Here is a 15,959-nt window from a genome sequence, read left to right as displayed (position 1 = left end):
ATGACGGACCCGCACGCCGACCCCCCGCCGCCCTCCCCACCCGCTCCTTCGGCTGGTCGGACATGTTCCTCAAGCCCGAGGACGACCCCCGCTCCACCGGCGGCTTCGACGACGAGCGGAGCGTCCTGGTCGGCTACCTGCGTGACCACCGGCTGACCCTGGAACTCAAGTGCGCCGACCTCGACGCCGAGGCGCTGGCCCGGCGCAGCGTGCCGCCGTCGACGATGTCGCTGCTCGGCCTGGTCCGGCACATGGCCGAGGTGGAGCGGGGCTGGTTCCGCCGCACCATGGCCGGCGAGGACGCGCCGCGGATCTGGTGCACCGAGGAGGAGCCCGACGCCGACTTCGACGGCGCGGTCGCCGACCCGAAGGTGATCGAGGAGGCGTGGGCGGCGTGGCGTGCGGAGGTCGCGTACGCCGAGCGGTTCGTCGACGAGGCTGCCCACCTGGGCGTCAAGGGACACCGGGGAGATCTGACCATCTCGCTGCGCGAGCTGCTGGTGCACATGATCGAGGAGTACGCCCGCCACAACGGCCACGCCGACTTCCTTCGCGAGCGAATCGACGGCCGCGTCGGCCAGTGATCTGGACGAGCGGTGCGGGCGGCCCGCGCAGCAGGCACGGCAGCGGGTGGTGAGATCCACATAGGCTCGGGTCATGACGAACTCCGGCATGTCGAAGCGACAGTCGACGGCATGGGCGAGCGGCCTTCTGCTGGGCCTCGTCATCGGCTTGGCGATCTTCGGGGACACTGGCGGGGTGGCCTTCGGCGTCGCGATCGGTGTCGCCTTCGCGGTCGCCTTCGGCGGCACCCGCACGGACGAGCGGCCGGACAAGGCCGGCACCGGCGAATAGCGACGGCCACCAGCTCCCGCCACGCGGCGGGAGTCGGAATGATCCACACCAGGTACGCGATGTTGCGGTGTCCGTCGCTGGGAACACCGCAACATCGCGTACCTGGAGTCGATCAAGTCCGAGCAGCAGGCGCAGCCCGGAGCGGAGACGCCCAGCGGGAACGGGAAGGGGCGCCGGTGCGGGTGGACACGCCGAGGACGGTCGCGGAGGCGGTGGCCGTACAGGATCGGTTGCGGCCGCTGGCGGACCTGGTCGGGCCCGGTCCGCGCCGGCCCGCGACGGTGGCCGGCCTCGACGTCGCGTACGCGGAGAGCGGTAACCTGCTCGCGGCGGCCGTCACGGTGCTGGACGCCGCGACCCTGGCGGTGGTGGACCGGGCGGTGCGCGTGGGGCGGCCGGCGTTCGAGTACGTGCCGGGGCTGTTCGCCTTCCGGGAGCTGCCGGCGTTGCTGGCCGCCCTCGACGGGCTGACGGTGCGGCCGGAGCTGCTGGTCTGCGACGGGCACGGGCTGGCCCACCCGCGCCGGTTCGGGCTCGCCTGTCACCTGGGGGTGGTGACCGGGCTGCCGGCCATCGGGGTGGGCAAGACGCGGCTGGTCGGTGAGTCGGCGGAGCCGGGGCCGCGGCGCGGTGACAGCACGCCGCTGGTCGACGGGGGCGAGACCGTGGGGCGGGTGCTGCGGACCCGGGACGGCGTCAAGCCGGTCTTCGTCAGCGTCGGGCACCGGATGAGCCTCGACAACGCCGTCGACCAGGTGCTCGCGCTCACCCCGCGCTACCGGCTGCCGGAGACCACCCGCACCGCAGACCGGCTCTGCCGCGAAGCCCTGGCCGCCGCCCGCACCTGACTCCACAGGAAGGGCGCCCGGCGTGATCCAGGACACGGCGGGCAGGGTAATCCGGCACACATCTGGGGCGCTCAATGGCAAGAGGCCCACTCGGCCCGGTAGTAGCCTGAGCGCCGGACTCCAGCGGGGGAGAGACGGTGAGGTGGAGATGTCCGTGCGTCGGCAGGTCGTACGGCTGGTGACGGCTGCTGCGCTGCTCGGCGGCCTGCTCGTCGTCGGCGCCGCCCCCGCGTACGCCGACTCCGACCGGGTCGGGGTTCGCGCGGCGAGCAGCTTCAGCGCGGGCGGTTCCCCGGGCGGCGTCTCGATGGAGGTGCGCAAGCGAACGGAGGGCTGCGTGCTGCTGCGCAGTTCGCTCGGGTTGCAGCTCACCGGGTTGAATCCGGACCAGGTGCGGGTACAGGTCAACATCGGGGGCCGCTGGTTCCCGGTGGCCGTCTCCGGCGGCGGTGGCAGCGTCGCCACCGGCCGTACCTCGCCGGCGAATGCCACGTTGTGCAAGGGGAAGAGCATCACCGTTCGCTACCGGGTCGCATTCGTCGCGGGCGCGCCGGCGGGCAGGTTGGAGGTGGTCGGTGAGGCGACGACCGCCGTCGGCCGGTTGATCGGCCGGGGCGCCGACACCTCCCGGGTGGGTGGCCGCCTCGCCGCGAGCCCGTCGCCGACCCGCAAGCCCACCCCGACGCCCACCCCGAGCGCGACCGAGACCCCGGCCGCCGTCCCGGACGAGCCGACCCAGGCCGCCCTCGCCGCTCCGAACACCGGCCAGGCCACCGCCGCTGCCGAAGAGTCCTCCGGAGGATCCATGATCATGTGGTTCGGCATCGCCCTGGTAGCCATCGGCGCCGGGTTGATCGCTCTGCTCATCCGCAACAACCGCAAGGACCGCGGGCCCGCCGACGAGCAGGCGTACCCGGCCGTCCCGCTGCCCCGCAACCCCGGCCCGACCACCTACCGCTCCGGCGGTCAGGTGCCGGGCGCGACCCCCGCGCCGACCCCCCAGGGGTACGGCCAGCAGCCCGCCCCCGCGCGCCCCGCCGGCCTGTACGGCGGCGCCGGCGCGTACCCGACCGTTCCGCCCGCCCCCCGTCCGTCCGGCGGGGTGTACGGCGCGCCGACCTCGGGCCCGCCGGCCACCACGCCACCGGCGCCGCAGCAGCCCGCCACGCCGCCGGCGCCACAGCCCGCCACGCCGCCGGCCGCCCCGCCCGACGGTGAGGCGACCACCTTCATGCCCCGCCTCCCCGGCTAGGACGGGGCGGACCCGGCCGCTCCGTTAGGCTCAGGTTCGTTGACGACCTGCTGTCGAGGAGTGAACCCGGTGTCTGACCTGTCCCAGATCGTGAAGGCGTACGACGTCCGAGGGACGGTGCCGGACCAGTGGGACGAGCGCACCGCCGAGGCGCTCGGAGCCGCCTTCACGCAGGTGCTCAACGACACCGCCGAGCCGGGCGACGCCGTGCTGATCGCGCACGACATGCGAGCCACCGGCCCCGCCCTGGCCAGCGCCTTCGCCACCGGCGTGCGCGCCGAGGGCCGTACGGTGATCGAGCTGGGGCTGGGCTCCACCGACATGCTCTACTACGCCTCCGGCGCGCTGGGCCTGCCGGGCGCGATGTTCACCGCCAGCCACAACCCGGCGCAGTACAACGGCATCAAGATGTGCCGCTCCGGCGCCCGCCCGATCGGCCAGGACAGCGGCCTGGCCGACATCCGGGACCGGGCGCAGGCGCTGCTCGCCGCCGGTGAGCGGGTGGCCGGCGAGCCGCCCGCGCCGGCCCAGCGGCGCGACCTGCTGCCGGACTACGCCGCGCACCTGCGCAAGCTGGTCGACCTGTCGAGCATCCGGCCGCTGAAGGTGGTCGTCGACGCGGGCAACGGGATGGGCGGCTACACCGTGCCCACCGTGCTCGGCGAGGCCGCCCTGCCGGCCCTGCCGCTGGAGATCGTGCCGCTCTACTTCGAGCTGGACGGCACCTTCCCCAACCACGAGGCCAACCCGCTCGACCCGAAGAACCTGGTCGACCTCCAGCGCGCGGTGGTGGCGCACACCGCCGACATCGGGCTCGCCTTCGACGGCGACGCCGACCGCTGCTTCGTGGTCGACGAGCGCGGCGAGCCGGTCTCCCCGTCCGCGATCACCGCCCTGGTGGCGGCCCGGGAGCTGGCCAAGCACCCCGGCTCCACGGTGATCCACAACCTGATCACCTCCCGCGCGGTGCCGGAGATCATCCGCGAGCACGGCGGCCAGCCGGTGGTGGCCCGGGTCGGCCACTCGTTCATCAAGGCCGAGATGGCCCGCACCAACGCCGTCTTCGGCGGCGAGCACTCGGCGCACTACTACTTCCGGGACTTCTGGTTCGCCGACACCGGCATGCTCGCCGCCATGCACACCCTGGCCGCCCTCGGCGAGCAGTCCCAGCCGCTGTCGATCCTGGCCAGCATCTACGAGCGGTACGCCGCCTCCGGTGAGATCAACTCCACCGTGGCCGACCAGGCGGCGAAGGTCGCCGAGGTACGCGCCGCGTACCCGGAGGCGGAGGTCGACGAGCTGGACGGCCTCACCCTGCGCTTCCCGGACGGCGCCTGGTTCAACCTGCGCCCCTCCAACACCGAGCCGCTGCTGCGGCTCAACGTGGAGGGCCCGACCGAGGAGCGGATGATCTCGCTGCGCGACGAGGTGCTGGAGCGCGTTCGCCGATAAGATCGCCTGCGCCGGTCGGCACCGCCGACCGGCGAGACCGCACACGTGGAAGGAGCCGCACCGTGGCCCTGGACCCGCAGTTGCTCGAGATCCTCGCCTGCCCGGACACACACCACGCCCCGCTGGACTACGACGCGCAGGCGCAGACCCTCACCTGCACCGAGTGCGGTCGCGTCTTCGAGGTACGCGACGACGTGCCGGTGCTGCTGCTGGACGAGGCGCGCGGCGGCCCGGAGGCGCAGCGGTGATGGACGGTACGGCCGGGGTCAGCGGCCGGCGGGTGGCCGACGAGTCGGTGCTGGACAACCCGGACACCTTCAGCGAGCAGGACCCGGGCGGCATGCTGCGGTTCACCGCCTCGGCCGGCGCCCAGGTGCGCGAGTCGGCCGCCCTGGCCGCCGAGGCCAACCTGTCGCTGCTGGAGGACGACCTCCGCCCCCGGGCGGTCGTCATCGCCGGCATCGGCACCGCCGGGCGTACCGGTGACGTGCTCGCCACGGTCGCCGGTCCGCGCTGCCCGGTGCCGGTCATCCCGCACCGCAGCGCCGGCGTGCCCGGCTGGGTCGGCGCGGCCGACGTGGTGATCGCGGTCAGCGCCTCCGGTCGCAGTCCCGAGGCGCTCGGCGCCGCCGAGGCCGCGCACCGCCGGGGTGCCCGGCTGGTCGCCGTCGGGGCGCCCGACTCGCAGCTCCAGTCGGTCGCCGAGCGGGCCCGTGCCCCGTTCATCCCGGTGCCCCGGCGTGCCCCGGCCCGGGCCAGTCTCTGGGCACTCACCGTGCCGGTTCTGCTCGCCGCCCGTACGCTCGGCCTGGTGAAGGTCAACGAGGCGGATCTGGCGGAGACCGCGGCCCGGCTGGACGCCGACGCCGACCGGTGCCGTCCCACCGCCGAGTCCTTCGTCAACCCGGCGAAGTCGCTGGCCCTCGGGCTGGCCGGGTCGATCCCGATCGTCTGGGGGTCGTCCCCGCTGGCCACCGTCGCGGCCCGGCGCTTCGGCGACACGCTGTCCGCCAACGCCCGCTACCCGGTGGTCACCGGGGCGCTCGGCGAGGCCGGCCGCGGGCGCGTCGGCCTGCTCGACGGCGTCTTCGGCGGCCTGGTCGAGTCGGCGCGGGACATCTTCGCCGACCGGGACGAGGCCGAGGGCGACCCGACCCGGCTGCGGCTGGTGCTGCTGCGCGACGGCGGGCTCAACGCCGAGGACGACACCGACGAGCCGCTCGCCGTCGAGGAGCGTCGCGCCGAGGCCGTGCAGACCCTCGCCGAGCGGCGCGGGGTGCGCTGCGACGTGGTGACCGCCGAGGGCGGCTCCGCGCTGGAGCGGCTGGCCTCGCTCGTGGCCGTACCCGACTTCGCCTCGGTCTACCTGGCCCTGGCCCACGGCCTGGACCCGATGGCGGTCCCGGCGATCACGGAGATGAAGGAGCTGTCGAACCAGTGAGCGAACGCAAGGGGCGAACTGTCCTGCTCAGCGGCGTGGCGACCGATGTCGCGCGGCGGAACGGAGCGGGAGCGTGAGCGCGAACGGCGGGACCAAGGCGATCGTCGCCGCCCTGCTGGCCAACGTGGGCATCGCCGTCACCAAGTTCATCGCGTTCCTCCTGACGGGTTCCTCGTCGATGCTGGCGGAGTCGATCCACTCCGTCGCCGACTCCGGCAACCAGGGTCTGCTGCTGCTCGGCGGTAAGCGGGCCAAGCGCGAGGCCACCCCGCAGCACCCCTTCGGGTACGGCCGGGAGCGCTACATCTACGCGTTCATCGTGTCGATCGTGCTGTTCAGCGTCGGTGGTCTCTTCGCGCTCTACGAGGCGTACCACAAGTGGCACGAGGGCGGTGGCATCGAGGAGTACAAGGCGGTGCCGGTCGTCGTGCTGGTGATCGCGATCATCATGGAGTCGTTCTCCTTCCGGACCGCCATCAAGGAGTCGAACCACATCCGGGGCAACCAGTCCTGGGTGAAGTTCGTCCGCCGGGCCAAGGCCCCCGAGCTGCCGGTGGTGCTGCTGGAGGACCTCGGCGCGCTGGTCGGTCTGGTCTTCGCGCTCTTCGGTGTCAGCATGACCCTGATCACCGGTGACGGGGTGTGGGACGCCCTGGGCACCGCGATGATCGGTGTGCTGCTGGTGACCATCGCGATCATCCTCGCCATCGAGACGAAGAGCCTGCTGCTCGGCGAGGGCGCGGAGTCGCACGACCTCGCCGCCATCGAGAAGGCGATCACCGAGGGCCCCGAGGTCGAGCGGATCATCCACATGAAGACGCTCTACCTCGGCCCCGAGGAGCTGATGGTCGCCGCGAAGATCGGCGTGCCGGCGTGCGACACCGCGGAGGAGCTGGCCCGGGGCATCAACACCGTCGAGGCGCGCATCCGCGCCGCCGTGCCGACCGCCCGGGTGATCTACCTGGAGCCGGACATCTACAGCGCCGCCGCGGAGCGCGCCGGCACCGGTGCGGCCTCGCACACCGCCGTACCGGGGTCGGAGACCGAGCCGGGCGACGTCGCCGGGCGGGCCGGAGGCTGAGCGTGGAGCTGCTGCACGGCCCGATCCGCGACTACGCCTGGGGGTCCCGCTCGGCCATCGCCGAGTTGCAGGGGCGCCCGGTGCCCAGCGACGGGCCGGAGGCGGAGCTGTGGCTGGGCGCCCACCCGGGCGCCCCGGCCACGGTCGAGCGCGGCGGCGAGCGGGCGAGCCTGCTCGACCTGGTCGCCGCCGAGCCGGGCCACTGGCTGGGCGAGCAGGTGGTCGACCGGTTCGGCACCCGGCTGCCGTTCCTGCTGAAGGTGCTCGCCGCCGACGCTCCGCTGAGTCTCCAGGCCCACCCCGATCCGGAGCAGGCCCGGGCCGGGTACATCGCCGACGGCGCGCGCGTCCAGGGGCGGCGCAACTACGTCGACCCGTACCACAAGCCGGAGCTGCTGGTCGCGATCGCGCCGATGGAGGCGCTCTGCGGGTTCCGCGACCCGGCGGACTCGGCGGACGTGCTCGCCGCGTTCGGCGTACCCGCGCTGGAGCCGGTGGTGGCCGCGCTGCGCACCGGACCGACGGGCCTGCGGGACGCCGTGCGCCTGCTGTTGACCTGGCGGGCGGCGCAGCGCGCCGGGCTGGTCGACGCGGTGGTGGCGGCGCGGGTCGCCGGCCCGGACGCCGAACTGGCCCGGTCGCTGGCGGCCGACTACCCGGGCGACCCGGGGGTGCTGGTGGCGTTGCTGCTCAACCATGTGCGGCTGGCGCCGGGGGAGGCGATCTGGATGCCGGCCGGCAACCTGCACGCCTACCTGCGCGGCACCGGGGTGGAGATCATGGCGGCCAGCGACAACGTGCTGCGCGGCGGGCTCACGCCGAAGCACGTGGACGTCGACGAGCTGCTGCGGGTGCTGCGCTTCGAGGTGCTGACCGAGCCGGTGGTCACGGCGCGGCCGGTGGCGCCGGGCGTGGTCTGCTGGCCGGTGCCGGTCGAGGACTTCGCGCTGCACCGGGTGACGGTGGACGCGGGCACGCCCGAGGCGCGGCTCCCGCTGCCGGGGCCCCGGGTGGTGCTCTGCCGGGCCGGCCGGGTCTCGGTGGACGACGGGACCGGCCCGGTCACCCTCGCTCCCGGCCAGGCCGCCGTCGGGCCGGCCGCCGCGGGCCCGCTGGTCTTCACCGGCGAGGGTGAGGCGTTCGTCGCCACCGCCGGCCTCCGCTGACGCGTTGTCGAGCTGGCTTCCGAGTCCCTGCGCCCACGACACGAGTCCGACTTTTCCGAAATAGCTTGACTCGCCTCTGGCGCAGTGTGACTCTATGGGTACGCAGCGTTGTCGCGACGAAGGTCCGGTAGCGCGCGGGGAACCAAACCGGGGGGATGCACGGGGCGGCCGGCTCGTGGACGGAAAGTCTGTCCATCACCGACCGCCCCGTGCGCTGTCTCCGGCGGCCGCCCGTGCGGGGCTGGACCATGCGCGTAAGGTGGAAGGTCGCGCAGCACACCCGTTCGACAGGAGCTTCCATGACCAGCACCCTCCCGGCGTCCACCAGTGGCGCGCGGCCGAGCACCCTCGCCGAGGGCGACTACAAGGTGGCGGATCTGTCGCTCGCCGAGTTCGGGCGCAAGGAGATCCGGCTCGCCGAGCACGAGATGCCCGGCCTGATGGCGATCCGCCGCGAGTTCGCCGACGCCCAGCCGCTCGCCGGCGCCCGGATCACCGGCTCGCTGCACATGACCATCCAGACGGCCGTCCTGATCGAGACCCTGGTCGCGCTCGGCGCGCAGGTCCGCTGGGCGTCCTGCAACATCTTCTCCACCCAGGACCACGCCGCCGCCGCGATCGTCGTCGGCCCGAACGGCACCCCCGAGGCCCCGGCCGGCGTGCCGGTCTACGCCTGGAAGGGCGAGAGCCTGGAGGAGTACTGGTGGTGCACCGAGCAGGTGCTCGCCTGGCCGGACGGCGCCGGCCCCAACATGATCCTCGACGACGGTGGTGACGCCACCCTGCTCGTGCACAAGGGCGTCGAGTTCGAGAAGGCCGGGGTCGTCCCGCCGGTCGAGTCCGCCGACTCCGAGGAGTACGCGGTCATCCTCGGGCTGCTGCACCGCTCACTCGCCGAGGACGGCCAGCGCTGGACCCGGATCGCCGCCGCCATCAAGGGCGTGACGGAGGAGACCACCACCGGCGTGCACCGGCTCTACGAGATGCACCGCGCCGGCACCCTGCTCTTCCCGGCCATCAACGTCAACGACTCGGTGACCAAGAGCAAGTTCGACAACAAGTACGGCTGCCGTCACTCGCTCATCGACGGCATCAACCGGGCCACCGACGTGCTCATCGGCGGCAAGATGGCGGTCGTCATGGGCTACGGCGACGTGGGCAAGGGCTGCGCCGAGTCGCTGCGCGGCCAGGGCGCCCGGGTCGTGGTGACCGAGGTCGACCCGATCTGCGCGCTCCAGGCGGCGATGGACGGCTACCAGGTCGCCACGCTGGACGACGTGGTCGAGCAGGCCGACATCTTCATCACCGCGACCGGCTGCTTCGACGTCATCACCAACGAGCACATGGCCCGGATGAAGCACCAGGCCATCGTCGGCAACATCGGCCACTTCGACAACGAGATCGACATGGCCGGCCTGGCCAAGCGCTCGGACGTCACCCGGGAGAACATCAAGCCGCAGGTCGACCTCTGGAAGTTCGACGACGGCCACGCCATCATCGTGCTCTCCGAGGGCCGCCTGCTGAACCTGGGCAACGCCACCGGCCACCCGAGCTTCGTGATGTCGAACTCGTTCGCCAACCAGACGATCGCCCAGATCGAGCTGTTCACCAAGACCGACGAGTACCCGATCGGCGTGTACGTGCTGCCGAAGCACCTGGACGAGAAGGTCGCCCGGCTGCACCTGGACGCGCTGGGCGCCAAGCTCACCCAGCTCACCAAGGAGCAGGCCTCCTACCTCGGTGTCGCCATCGAGGGCCCGTTCAAGCCGGAGCACTACCGCTACTGAGTTCCGCCTCGACGAGGACCGGGTCGGCCGCCGCGCGGCCGACCCGGTCCTTTTTCGCGTACGCCCACGGTCGGGTCCCCCGGCGCTGCGCGCCGGGCATGGCGGGGGGTCAGCGCGGGGTGCGGCGGGTGGGTCGGATCCAGGTCCACACGCACCAGGCCAGCCAGGCCAGTGACACCGCGGCGGCCAGCGGCCGCAGCCGCAGCGCGCTGAGCACCACGACCAGCGCCAGCACCGCCAGTCAGGGCAGCAGGCCTCTCACGATCGGCGTCCGGTGGCGTGCGGCTGGTCGGTGGTGGAAGTCATCAAGGGGCCTCGTCCCGTCCGTGAGCATCCGGCCGATCCTGTCACGGGACGGACAGGTGAACTCGTGGCGATCGACTTGACGGCACCCCGCGAGCAGGAGGAAGGTAAGTCTGCCCTAAGTTAACTGAGGCAACCCTCATCAACCCGGAGCATCGATGTTCGCCACGTACCTGATCGGCCTGCGTGAGGGCCTGGAAGCGACCCTGGTGGTCAGCATCCTGGTCGCCTTCCTGGTGAAGTCGCAGCGCCGGGACCGGCTGCCCCAGGTGTGGGCCGGCGTCGGTCTGGCCGTGGCGCTGTCGGTGCTCTTCGGCTGGCTGATCGAGTACACCTCCACCTCGCTGCTCGCCCGCTCGGAGGACCGCGAGCTGTTCGAGGCGGTGACCTCCGTCGCGGCCGTGGTCTTCGTGACCTGGATGATCTTCTGGATGCGCAAGGCCGCCCGGACGATCGCCGGCGAGCTGCGGGGCAAGCTCACCGAGGCGCTCGCGGTCGGCTCGCTCGCGGTGGCCGGCATGAGCTTCCTCGCGGTGATCCGGGAGGGGCTGGAGACCGCCCTCATCTTCTACTCCGCCGCCCAGGGCGCGGCGGGAGACAGCGGCCCGCTGCTGGCGCTGATCGGCGGCATCGCCACCGCCGTGGTGATCGGCGTCCTGCTCTACGCCAGCGCACTGCGGATCAACCTGTCGAAGTTCTTCACCTGGACCGGGGCGCTGCTCATCCTCGTCGCCGCCGGCATCCTCAAGTACGGCGTGCACGACTTCCAGGAGGCCGGTGTCCTGCCCGGCCTGAACGACCTGGCCTTCGACATCACCTCGGTGCTCGACCCGAGCACCTGGTACGCCGCCCTGCTCGCCGGGATGTTCAACATCACCGCAGCCCCGAGCGTGCTCGAGATGGTCGCCTGGGTCGCCTACGCCGTGCCGGTGCTGTTCCTCTTCCTCCGCAAGCCGGCGGCCGCCGGCAAGCCGGCCGCCCCGGCCGCGACGCCGACTCCGCCCGCGACCGGCCCGGCCGGTGAAGCCGCCCCGGCCACAGCCGCCGCCCCGGCCGGTGAACCCGCCGGTTCCGACATCGACCGCCCGGCCTCCGCGCCGCAGCGCGCCTGAACCCACCTGCTCCGAGGAGACAGAAACTGATGCGTACCACCCGCTTCCTGGTGCTCGCCGCCACCGGCGTGCTGGCCGTCACCGGTGTGACCGCCTGCAGTGCCGACAAGGAGCAGGACGGCGCGAAGGGCGCCAACGCGGTGAAGGTCAAGGCCAGCGACACCACCTGCGAGGTCGACGTCACCGCCCTCGACGCCGGCCAGGCGACCTTCACCATCACCAACTCCGGCAGCAAGGTCAACGAGTTCTACGTGTACGCCGCCGGTGACCGGGTGATGGGCGAGGTGGAGAACATCGCCCCGGGGCTCAGCCGCGAGCTGCGCGTCGAGCTGCCCGCCGGGACGTACGAGACGGCGTGCAAGCCCGGGATGAGCGGCCGGGGCATCCGGGGCGCGCTGAAGGTCAGCGGCACCGCCGCGACCGTCGCGCCGGACGCCGCGCTGGCCCAGGCCACCGCCAGCTACCAGCGGTACGTGGCCAGCCAGACCGGTGCCCTGCTCACCAGGACCGAGGAGTTCGTCGCCGCGGTCAAGGCCGGCGACGTGGCCAAGGCCAAGGCGCTCTACCCGGTCGCCCGCACCTACTGGGAGCGGATCGAGCCGGTGGCGGAGATCTTCGGCGACCTCGACCCCAAGATCGACGGCCGCGAGGAGGTCATCGAGGAGGGGATGGAGTTCACCGGCTTCCACCGGATCGAGAAGGACCTCTGGCAGTCCGGCGACATCAGCAAGGACGGCCCGATCGCCGACCGGCTGCTCGCCGACGTCAAGGAGATCGTGGCCAAGGCCAACGCCGAGAAGCTCAACCCGCTCCAGCTCGCCAACGGCGCCAAGGAGCTCCTCGACGAGGTGGCCAGCGGCAAGATCACCGGCGAGGAGGACCGCTACTCGCACACCGACCTCTGGGACTTCAGCGCCAACCTGGAGGGTTCGAAGGCCGCGATCGCCGCGCTGCGCCCGGCCCTGGAGCAGCGCTCGCCCGAGCTGGTCACCCAGCTCGACACGGAGTTCGCCAACGTCGAGAAGGCGCTCGGGCAGCACCGGGCCGGCGACGGCTGGAAGCTGCACACCGAGCTGAGCAAGGACCAGCTCAAGGAGCTGTCCGACAGCATCAACGCCCTCGCCGAGCCGATCAGCAAGGTCGCCGCCGTCGTCGCCCGATGACGGCCGGTCCGACAGGAGAACCGATGAGCGAGCAGAGCAGCGCGTCCACCACGTCCGCCGAGGCTCCCCGGGGCGGGTTGTCCCGGCGGCGGGCCATCACCCTCGCCGGGGTGGGGGTCGCCGGGGTTGCCGGCGTCGCCGCCGGCGCGGGTGCCCTGCTGGTCCGCGACGCCGACCAGGCGGTGGCGGGCGACGTGGCGGCCGGCGCGGTGCCGTTCCACGGCGAGCACCAGGCCGGCATCACCACCCCCGCCCAGGACCGGCTGCACTTCGTCGCGTTCGACGTGATCACCAAGGACCGGGCCCGGCTGGTGGCGCTGCTCCAGGAGTGGACGGCCGCCGCGGCGCGGATGACCGCCGGCCGGGACGCCGGGGTGATCGGCGCGGTCGACGGCATGCCGGAGGCCCCGCCGGACGACACCGGTGAGGCGCTCGGCCTGCCGCCGTCGCAGCTCACCCTCACCATCGGCTTCGGCCCGACGCTGTTCCGGGACGCGCAGGGCCGGGACCGGTTCGGCATCGCCGACCGGCGGCCCGCCGCCCTGGCAGACCTGCCGCACTTCGCCGGGGACGCGCTGCGCCCGGAGATCTCCGGTGGCGACCTCTGCGTCCAGGCCTGCGCCAACGACCCGCAGGTGGCGGTGCACGCCATCCGCAACCTGGCCCGGATCGGCATGGGCGTGGTGAGCGTCCGCTGGTCGCAGCTGGGCTTCGGGCGTACCTCGTCGACCTCGCGGGACCAGGCGACGCCGCGCAACCTCTTCGGCTTCAAGGACGGCACCGCCAACCTCAAGGCGGAGGACGCCGCGCTGCTGCGCGAGCAGCTCTGGGCCCAGCCCGGTGACGGGCCGGACTGGATGACCGGCGGGTCGTACCTGGTCACCCGGAAGATCCGGATGCAGGTCGAGACCTGGGACCGCACCTCGCTGGTCGAGCAGGAGCAGATCGTCGGGCGGACCAAGGGCGTCGGCGCGCCGCTGGGCCGCCGCGACGAGTTCGACGAGCCGGACTTCGACGCCAAGGGCGACGACGGGGAGCCGGTGATCGCCGACAACGCGCACGTGCGGCTCGCTCACCCGAGCCGCAACAACGGCGCCCGGTTGTTGCGCCGGGGCTACAACTTCGTGGACGGCTCCGACGGGCTGGGTCGCCTCGACGCCGGGCTCTTCTTCATGGCGTACCAGCGGGACCCGCGCAAGCAGTTCGTGCCGATCCAGACTCAGCTCGCCCGCAACGACGTGATGAACGAGTACCTGCGGCACGTCTCCAGCGCGCTCTTCGCCTGCCCGCCCGGCGTCCGCGACGCCGCCGACTGGTGGGGCCGCTCGCTCTTCAGCTGACCGTTTCCCGCCGCCGTCCGGCCGAGCGGGCCATCGTGCCCGCCGCCGCTCCGCAGGGGCGTCAGGCCGGGGGTGCCGGCGGGCCCGATGCGGGGCGGGGGGCCGGGACGGCGGGGCGGAGGCCGGCCGGAGTGGCGTCCGAGGTTGCCGCGACGGGTACGGCGGGTGTGGCCGGGGCCGGTGCCAGCTCGGGCCAGAGGCTGGCGGTGAGCGTGCGGGCCCGCCGCAGCCGCAGCGCCCCGCGGCGGTTGCGTTCGGCCAGCACGGCGGCCAGCAGCAGCGGCTCCGGTACGCGGGCCGGCGGTGGCGGCGTCGTCACCGCGGCCACCTCGCTCCACAGTGCCCGCGCCAGCAGGGTTCGCGACGGCTCGGCGAACCGGTGCGCCCGGGTCAGGTACTGCCGCAGGGCCAGGGCCAGCGAATCGTCCAGCCGGGTCAGGTCCAGGCGGACCGCCCAGCCGGTCAGCGGCGGGATGATCATCGGGGCCGGCAGCCAGGGCTGCTGGGTACGGGTGTGCACCACCATCGTGCCGGCCACCAGGTCACCCAGCCGCCGGCCGCGCCGGTCGGTGAGCATCACCGCCACGCCGGCGACCCAGCTCAGCAGCGGCAGCACCAGACCGGGCCATTCCACGGAGACCCCGACCAGTGCCCGGCTCAGCGACTGCCGTACCCCGACCGGGCCGCCGTCGGCGCTGACCACCCGCAGCCCGACGGCCATCTTGCCCGGCGTACGGCCGTGGTTGAAGCGTTCGAAGAGCACCGGGTAGCCGACCAGCAGCAGCACCAGCAGGACGGTCGCCAGCGCGTTCAGCAGGGCGCCGTCCACGCCCGGCAGCGCGTTGAGCGACAGGCCCGCCAGCGCCATCCCGAGCAGCACCACCAGGACCAGCTGGACCGCGACGTCCAGCAGCAGCGCCAGCACCCGGGAGCCCAGCCGGGCCGCCCGCACGTCCAACTGGACGGCCTCGCCGCTGACCAGGCCGGCGTCGGCGCCCGTCGGGGAACGGTCGGCCGCGCCGGTCGCGGCGGGCACCGGTGGTTGCGCTCTCACCCGCACAGTGAACACTATGAGCGCCGGACGGGGGAGGACGAGTGGATCTCGACGCGTACGTCGCCGAGCACCAACACGAGTGGCGGCGGCTGGAACAGCTCTGTGACCGGCGGCGGCTGGACGCCGACGAGGTCGACGAGCTGGTGGCGCTCTACCAGCGCGCCGCCACCCACCTGTCCGCACTGCGCAGCCGCTCACCCGATCCGGGTCTGGTCAGCCGGCTCTCCCAGCTGGTGCTGCGCGCCCGGGCCCGGGTGACCGGGCGTCCCGGCGCGTCCTGGTCCGCAGTGACCCGGTTCGTCACCGTCGACTTCCCGGGCGCCGTCTACCGCGCCTGGCCGTGGTGGTGCGCGGTGGCGACCGGGTTCAGCCTGCTCAGCGGCTTCCTCATCTGGTACGTCGCCGGCCACCCCGACACCGCCGCGGCGTTCATCGGCCAGCAGGCGGCGGCCGACCTCGTCGAGTCCGGCTTCGCCGGCTACTACACCGAGTTCTCCGCGCCGACCTTCGCCTTCCACCTGTGGACCCACAACGCCTGGATCGCCGCCCAGTGCCTGGCGTCCGGTGTACTGGTGGTGCCGGTGTTCTACCTGCTCTGGCAGAACGCGCTCAACGTCGGCGTGGTCGGCGGCGTGATGGTCTCCTACGGCCGGGCCGACGTCTTCTTCGGACTGATCACCCCGCACGGCCTGCTGGAGCTGACCGGGGTCTTCGTCGCCGCCGGGGTGGGCCTGCGGACGGCGTGGGCGTGGATCTCCCCGCCGGCGCACCTGACCCGGGGCCGGGCCGTCGCCGAGGCGGGTCGCTCGGCCATCCTGGTCGCCGTCGGCCTGGTCGGGCTCTTCGCGGTCTCCGCGCTGCTGGAGGCCTTCGTCACCCCGGCGCCGGTGCCGATCGCGCTGCGCGTGGCGCTCGGGGCCACGGTCTGGCTGGGCTTCCTCGGGTACGTGGTGGTGCTCGGCCGTCGGGCGGTCGCCGCCGAATCGGTCGCCGCCGAGCGCACCGACCCCTGGCTGGCCGAACTGTGGCCCTCCACCGACCCCGCCCGCGCCTGGCACCGACCGACCCCGACCGCCGACCCCGCCGGTCGCTGACCTGACCCACA

At 73.2% G+C, this 15,959-nt stretch carries 16 protein-coding genes; 14 read left to right on the top strand and 2 right to left on the bottom strand.

The window, feature by feature from the left end; genetic code table 11:
* Nucleotides 1–62: 62 nt before the first annotated feature.
* The 10 genes from V6U89_RS05315 (at nt 63) to ahcY (ending at nt 9,882) form a co-directional block, all read left to right on the top strand.
* A complete protein-coding gene (locus V6U89_RS05315; RefSeq protein ID WP_334569494.1) occupies nt 63–584 on the top strand; it encodes a DinB family protein in 522 nt (173 codons plus the stop codon).
* Nucleotides 585–657: 73 nt separating this feature from the next.
* The gene (locus tag V6U89_RS05310) at nt 658–855 is read left to right on the top strand and encodes a hypothetical protein (protein ID WP_334569493.1); all 198 of its coding nucleotides are present in this window, start codon (nt 658–660) and stop codon (nt 853–855) included.
* Between the two features lie 176 nt (nt 856–1,031).
* A complete protein-coding gene (gene nfi / locus V6U89_RS05305) occupies nt 1,032–1,703 on the top strand; it encodes a deoxyribonuclease V (protein WP_442933869.1) in 672 nt (223 codons plus the stop codon).
* Between the two features lie 148 nt (nt 1,704–1,851).
* A complete protein-coding gene (locus V6U89_RS05300) occupies nt 1,852–2,955 on the top strand; it encodes a hypothetical protein (RefSeq protein WP_442933868.1) in 1,104 nt (367 codons plus the stop codon).
* A 69-nt stretch (nt 2,956–3,024) separates the two neighbouring features.
* Nucleotides 3,025–4,407, top strand: coding sequence for a phosphomannomutase/phosphoglucomutase (locus V6U89_RS05295; protein WP_334569488.1), 1,383 nt, complete (start codon nt 3,025–3,027; stop codon nt 4,405–4,407).
* Between the two features lie 62 nt (nt 4,408–4,469).
* Nucleotides 4,470–4,655, top strand: coding sequence for a Trm112 family protein (locus V6U89_RS05290; RefSeq protein WP_088963849.1), 186 nt, complete (start codon nt 4,470–4,472; stop codon nt 4,653–4,655).
* Nucleotides 4,652–5,848, top strand: a complete 1,197-nt coding sequence (locus V6U89_RS05285) for an SIS domain-containing protein (RefSeq protein WP_334569485.1) — start codon at nt 4,652–4,654, stop codon at nt 5,846–5,848. Before V6U89_RS05290 ends, V6U89_RS05285 begins: the two co-directional genes overlap by 4 nt.
* A gap of 73 nt (nt 5,849–5,921) precedes the next feature.
* A complete protein-coding gene (locus V6U89_RS05280) occupies nt 5,922–6,929 on the top strand; it encodes a cation diffusion facilitator family transporter (protein ID WP_334569484.1) in 1,008 nt (335 codons plus the stop codon).
* A gap of 2 nt (nt 6,930–6,931) precedes the next feature.
* Nucleotides 6,932–8,095: a mannose-6-phosphate isomerase, class I gene (gene manA, locus V6U89_RS05275; protein ID WP_334569483.1), complete on the top strand. Its 1,164-nt coding sequence runs from the start codon at nt 6,932–6,934 to the stop codon at nt 8,093–8,095.
* Between the two features lie 299 nt (nt 8,096–8,394).
* Nucleotides 8,395–9,882, top strand: a complete 1,488-nt coding sequence (gene ahcY / locus V6U89_RS05270) for an adenosylhomocysteinase (protein ID WP_334569482.1) — start codon at nt 8,395–8,397, stop codon at nt 9,880–9,882.
* 109 nt (nt 9,883–9,991) lie between these two features.
* On the opposite strand, the gene V6U89_RS05265 is transcribed toward ahcY, so the two are convergent.
* A complete protein-coding gene (locus V6U89_RS05265) occupies nt 9,992–10,117 on the bottom strand; it encodes a hypothetical protein (protein ID WP_334569481.1) in 126 nt (41 codons plus the stop codon).
* Between the two features lie 226 nt (nt 10,118–10,343).
* Here V6U89_RS05265 and efeU point away from each other — a divergent pair, with 226 nt between their 5' ends.
* The 3 genes from efeU to efeB are packed head-to-tail and all read left to right on the top strand — an operon-like array spanning nt 10,344 to nt 13,800.
* The gene (gene efeU, locus V6U89_RS05260; RefSeq protein WP_334569480.1) at nt 10,344–11,297 is read left to right on the top strand and encodes an iron uptake transporter permease EfeU; all 954 of its coding nucleotides are present in this window, start codon (nt 10,344–10,346) and stop codon (nt 11,295–11,297) included.
* Between the two features lie 29 nt (nt 11,298–11,326).
* On the top strand, nt 11,327–12,460 hold the full coding sequence (efeO, locus tag V6U89_RS05255; RefSeq protein ID WP_334569479.1) for an iron uptake system protein EfeO: 1,134 nt from the start codon (nt 11,327–11,329) through the stop codon (nt 12,458–12,460).
* Nucleotides 12,461–12,483: 23 nt separating this feature from the next.
* Nucleotides 12,484–13,800: an iron uptake transporter deferrochelatase/peroxidase subunit gene (gene efeB, locus V6U89_RS05250; RefSeq protein WP_334569478.1), complete on the top strand. Its 1,317-nt coding sequence runs from the start codon at nt 12,484–12,486 to the stop codon at nt 13,798–13,800.
* A 61-nt stretch (nt 13,801–13,861) separates the two neighbouring features.
* Here the strand turns inward: efeB and V6U89_RS05245 are convergent, their stop codons facing one another.
* On the bottom strand, nt 13,862–14,854 hold the full coding sequence (locus tag V6U89_RS05245; RefSeq protein WP_334569476.1) for an RDD family protein: 993 nt from the start codon (nt 14,852–14,854) through the stop codon (nt 13,862–13,864).
* Between the two features lie 41 nt (nt 14,855–14,895).
* On the opposite strand from V6U89_RS05245, the gene V6U89_RS05240 reads away from it, so the two are divergent.
* Nucleotides 14,896–15,948, top strand: a complete 1,053-nt coding sequence (locus V6U89_RS05240) for a stage II sporulation protein M (protein WP_334569475.1) — start codon at nt 14,896–14,898, stop codon at nt 15,946–15,948.
* Nucleotides 15,949–15,959 lie beyond the last annotated feature (11 nt).

It is taken from the genome of Micromonospora sp. CPCC 206171 (genome assembly GCF_036906755.1).
In the GTDB taxonomy this organism is placed as follows: Bacteria; Actinomycetota; Actinomycetes; order Mycobacteriales; family Micromonosporaceae; genus Micromonospora; species Micromonospora purpureochromogenes.
This window is presented reverse-complemented; position numbering and strand designations above follow the sequence as displayed.

Bases quoted from the DNA above. Each gene is read 5' to 3' on its own strand.
- V6U89_RS05300 (WP_442933868.1), top strand. From the start codon at position 1,852: ATGTCCGTGCGTCGGCAGGTCGTACGGCTGGTGACGGCTGCTGCGCTG.
- efeB (WP_334569478.1), top strand. From the start codon at position 12,484: ATGAGCGAGCAGAGCAGCGCGTCCACCACGTCCGCCGAGGCTCCCCGG.
- V6U89_RS05310 (WP_334569493.1), top strand. From the start codon at position 658: ATGACGAACTCCGGCATGTCGAAGCGACAGTCGACGGCATGGGCGAGC.
- efeO (WP_334569479.1), top strand. From the start codon at position 11,327: ATGCGTACCACCCGCTTCCTGGTGCTCGCCGCCACCGGCGTGCTGGCC.
- efeU (WP_334569480.1), top strand. From the start codon at position 10,344: ATGTTCGCCACGTACCTGATCGGCCTGCGTGAGGGCCTGGAAGCGACC.
- ahcY (WP_334569482.1), top strand. From the start codon at position 8,395: ATGACCAGCACCCTCCCGGCGTCCACCAGTGGCGCGCGGCCGAGCACC.
- V6U89_RS05315 (WP_334569494.1), top strand. From the start codon at position 63: ATGTTCCTCAAGCCCGAGGACGACCCCCGCTCCACCGGCGGCTTCGAC.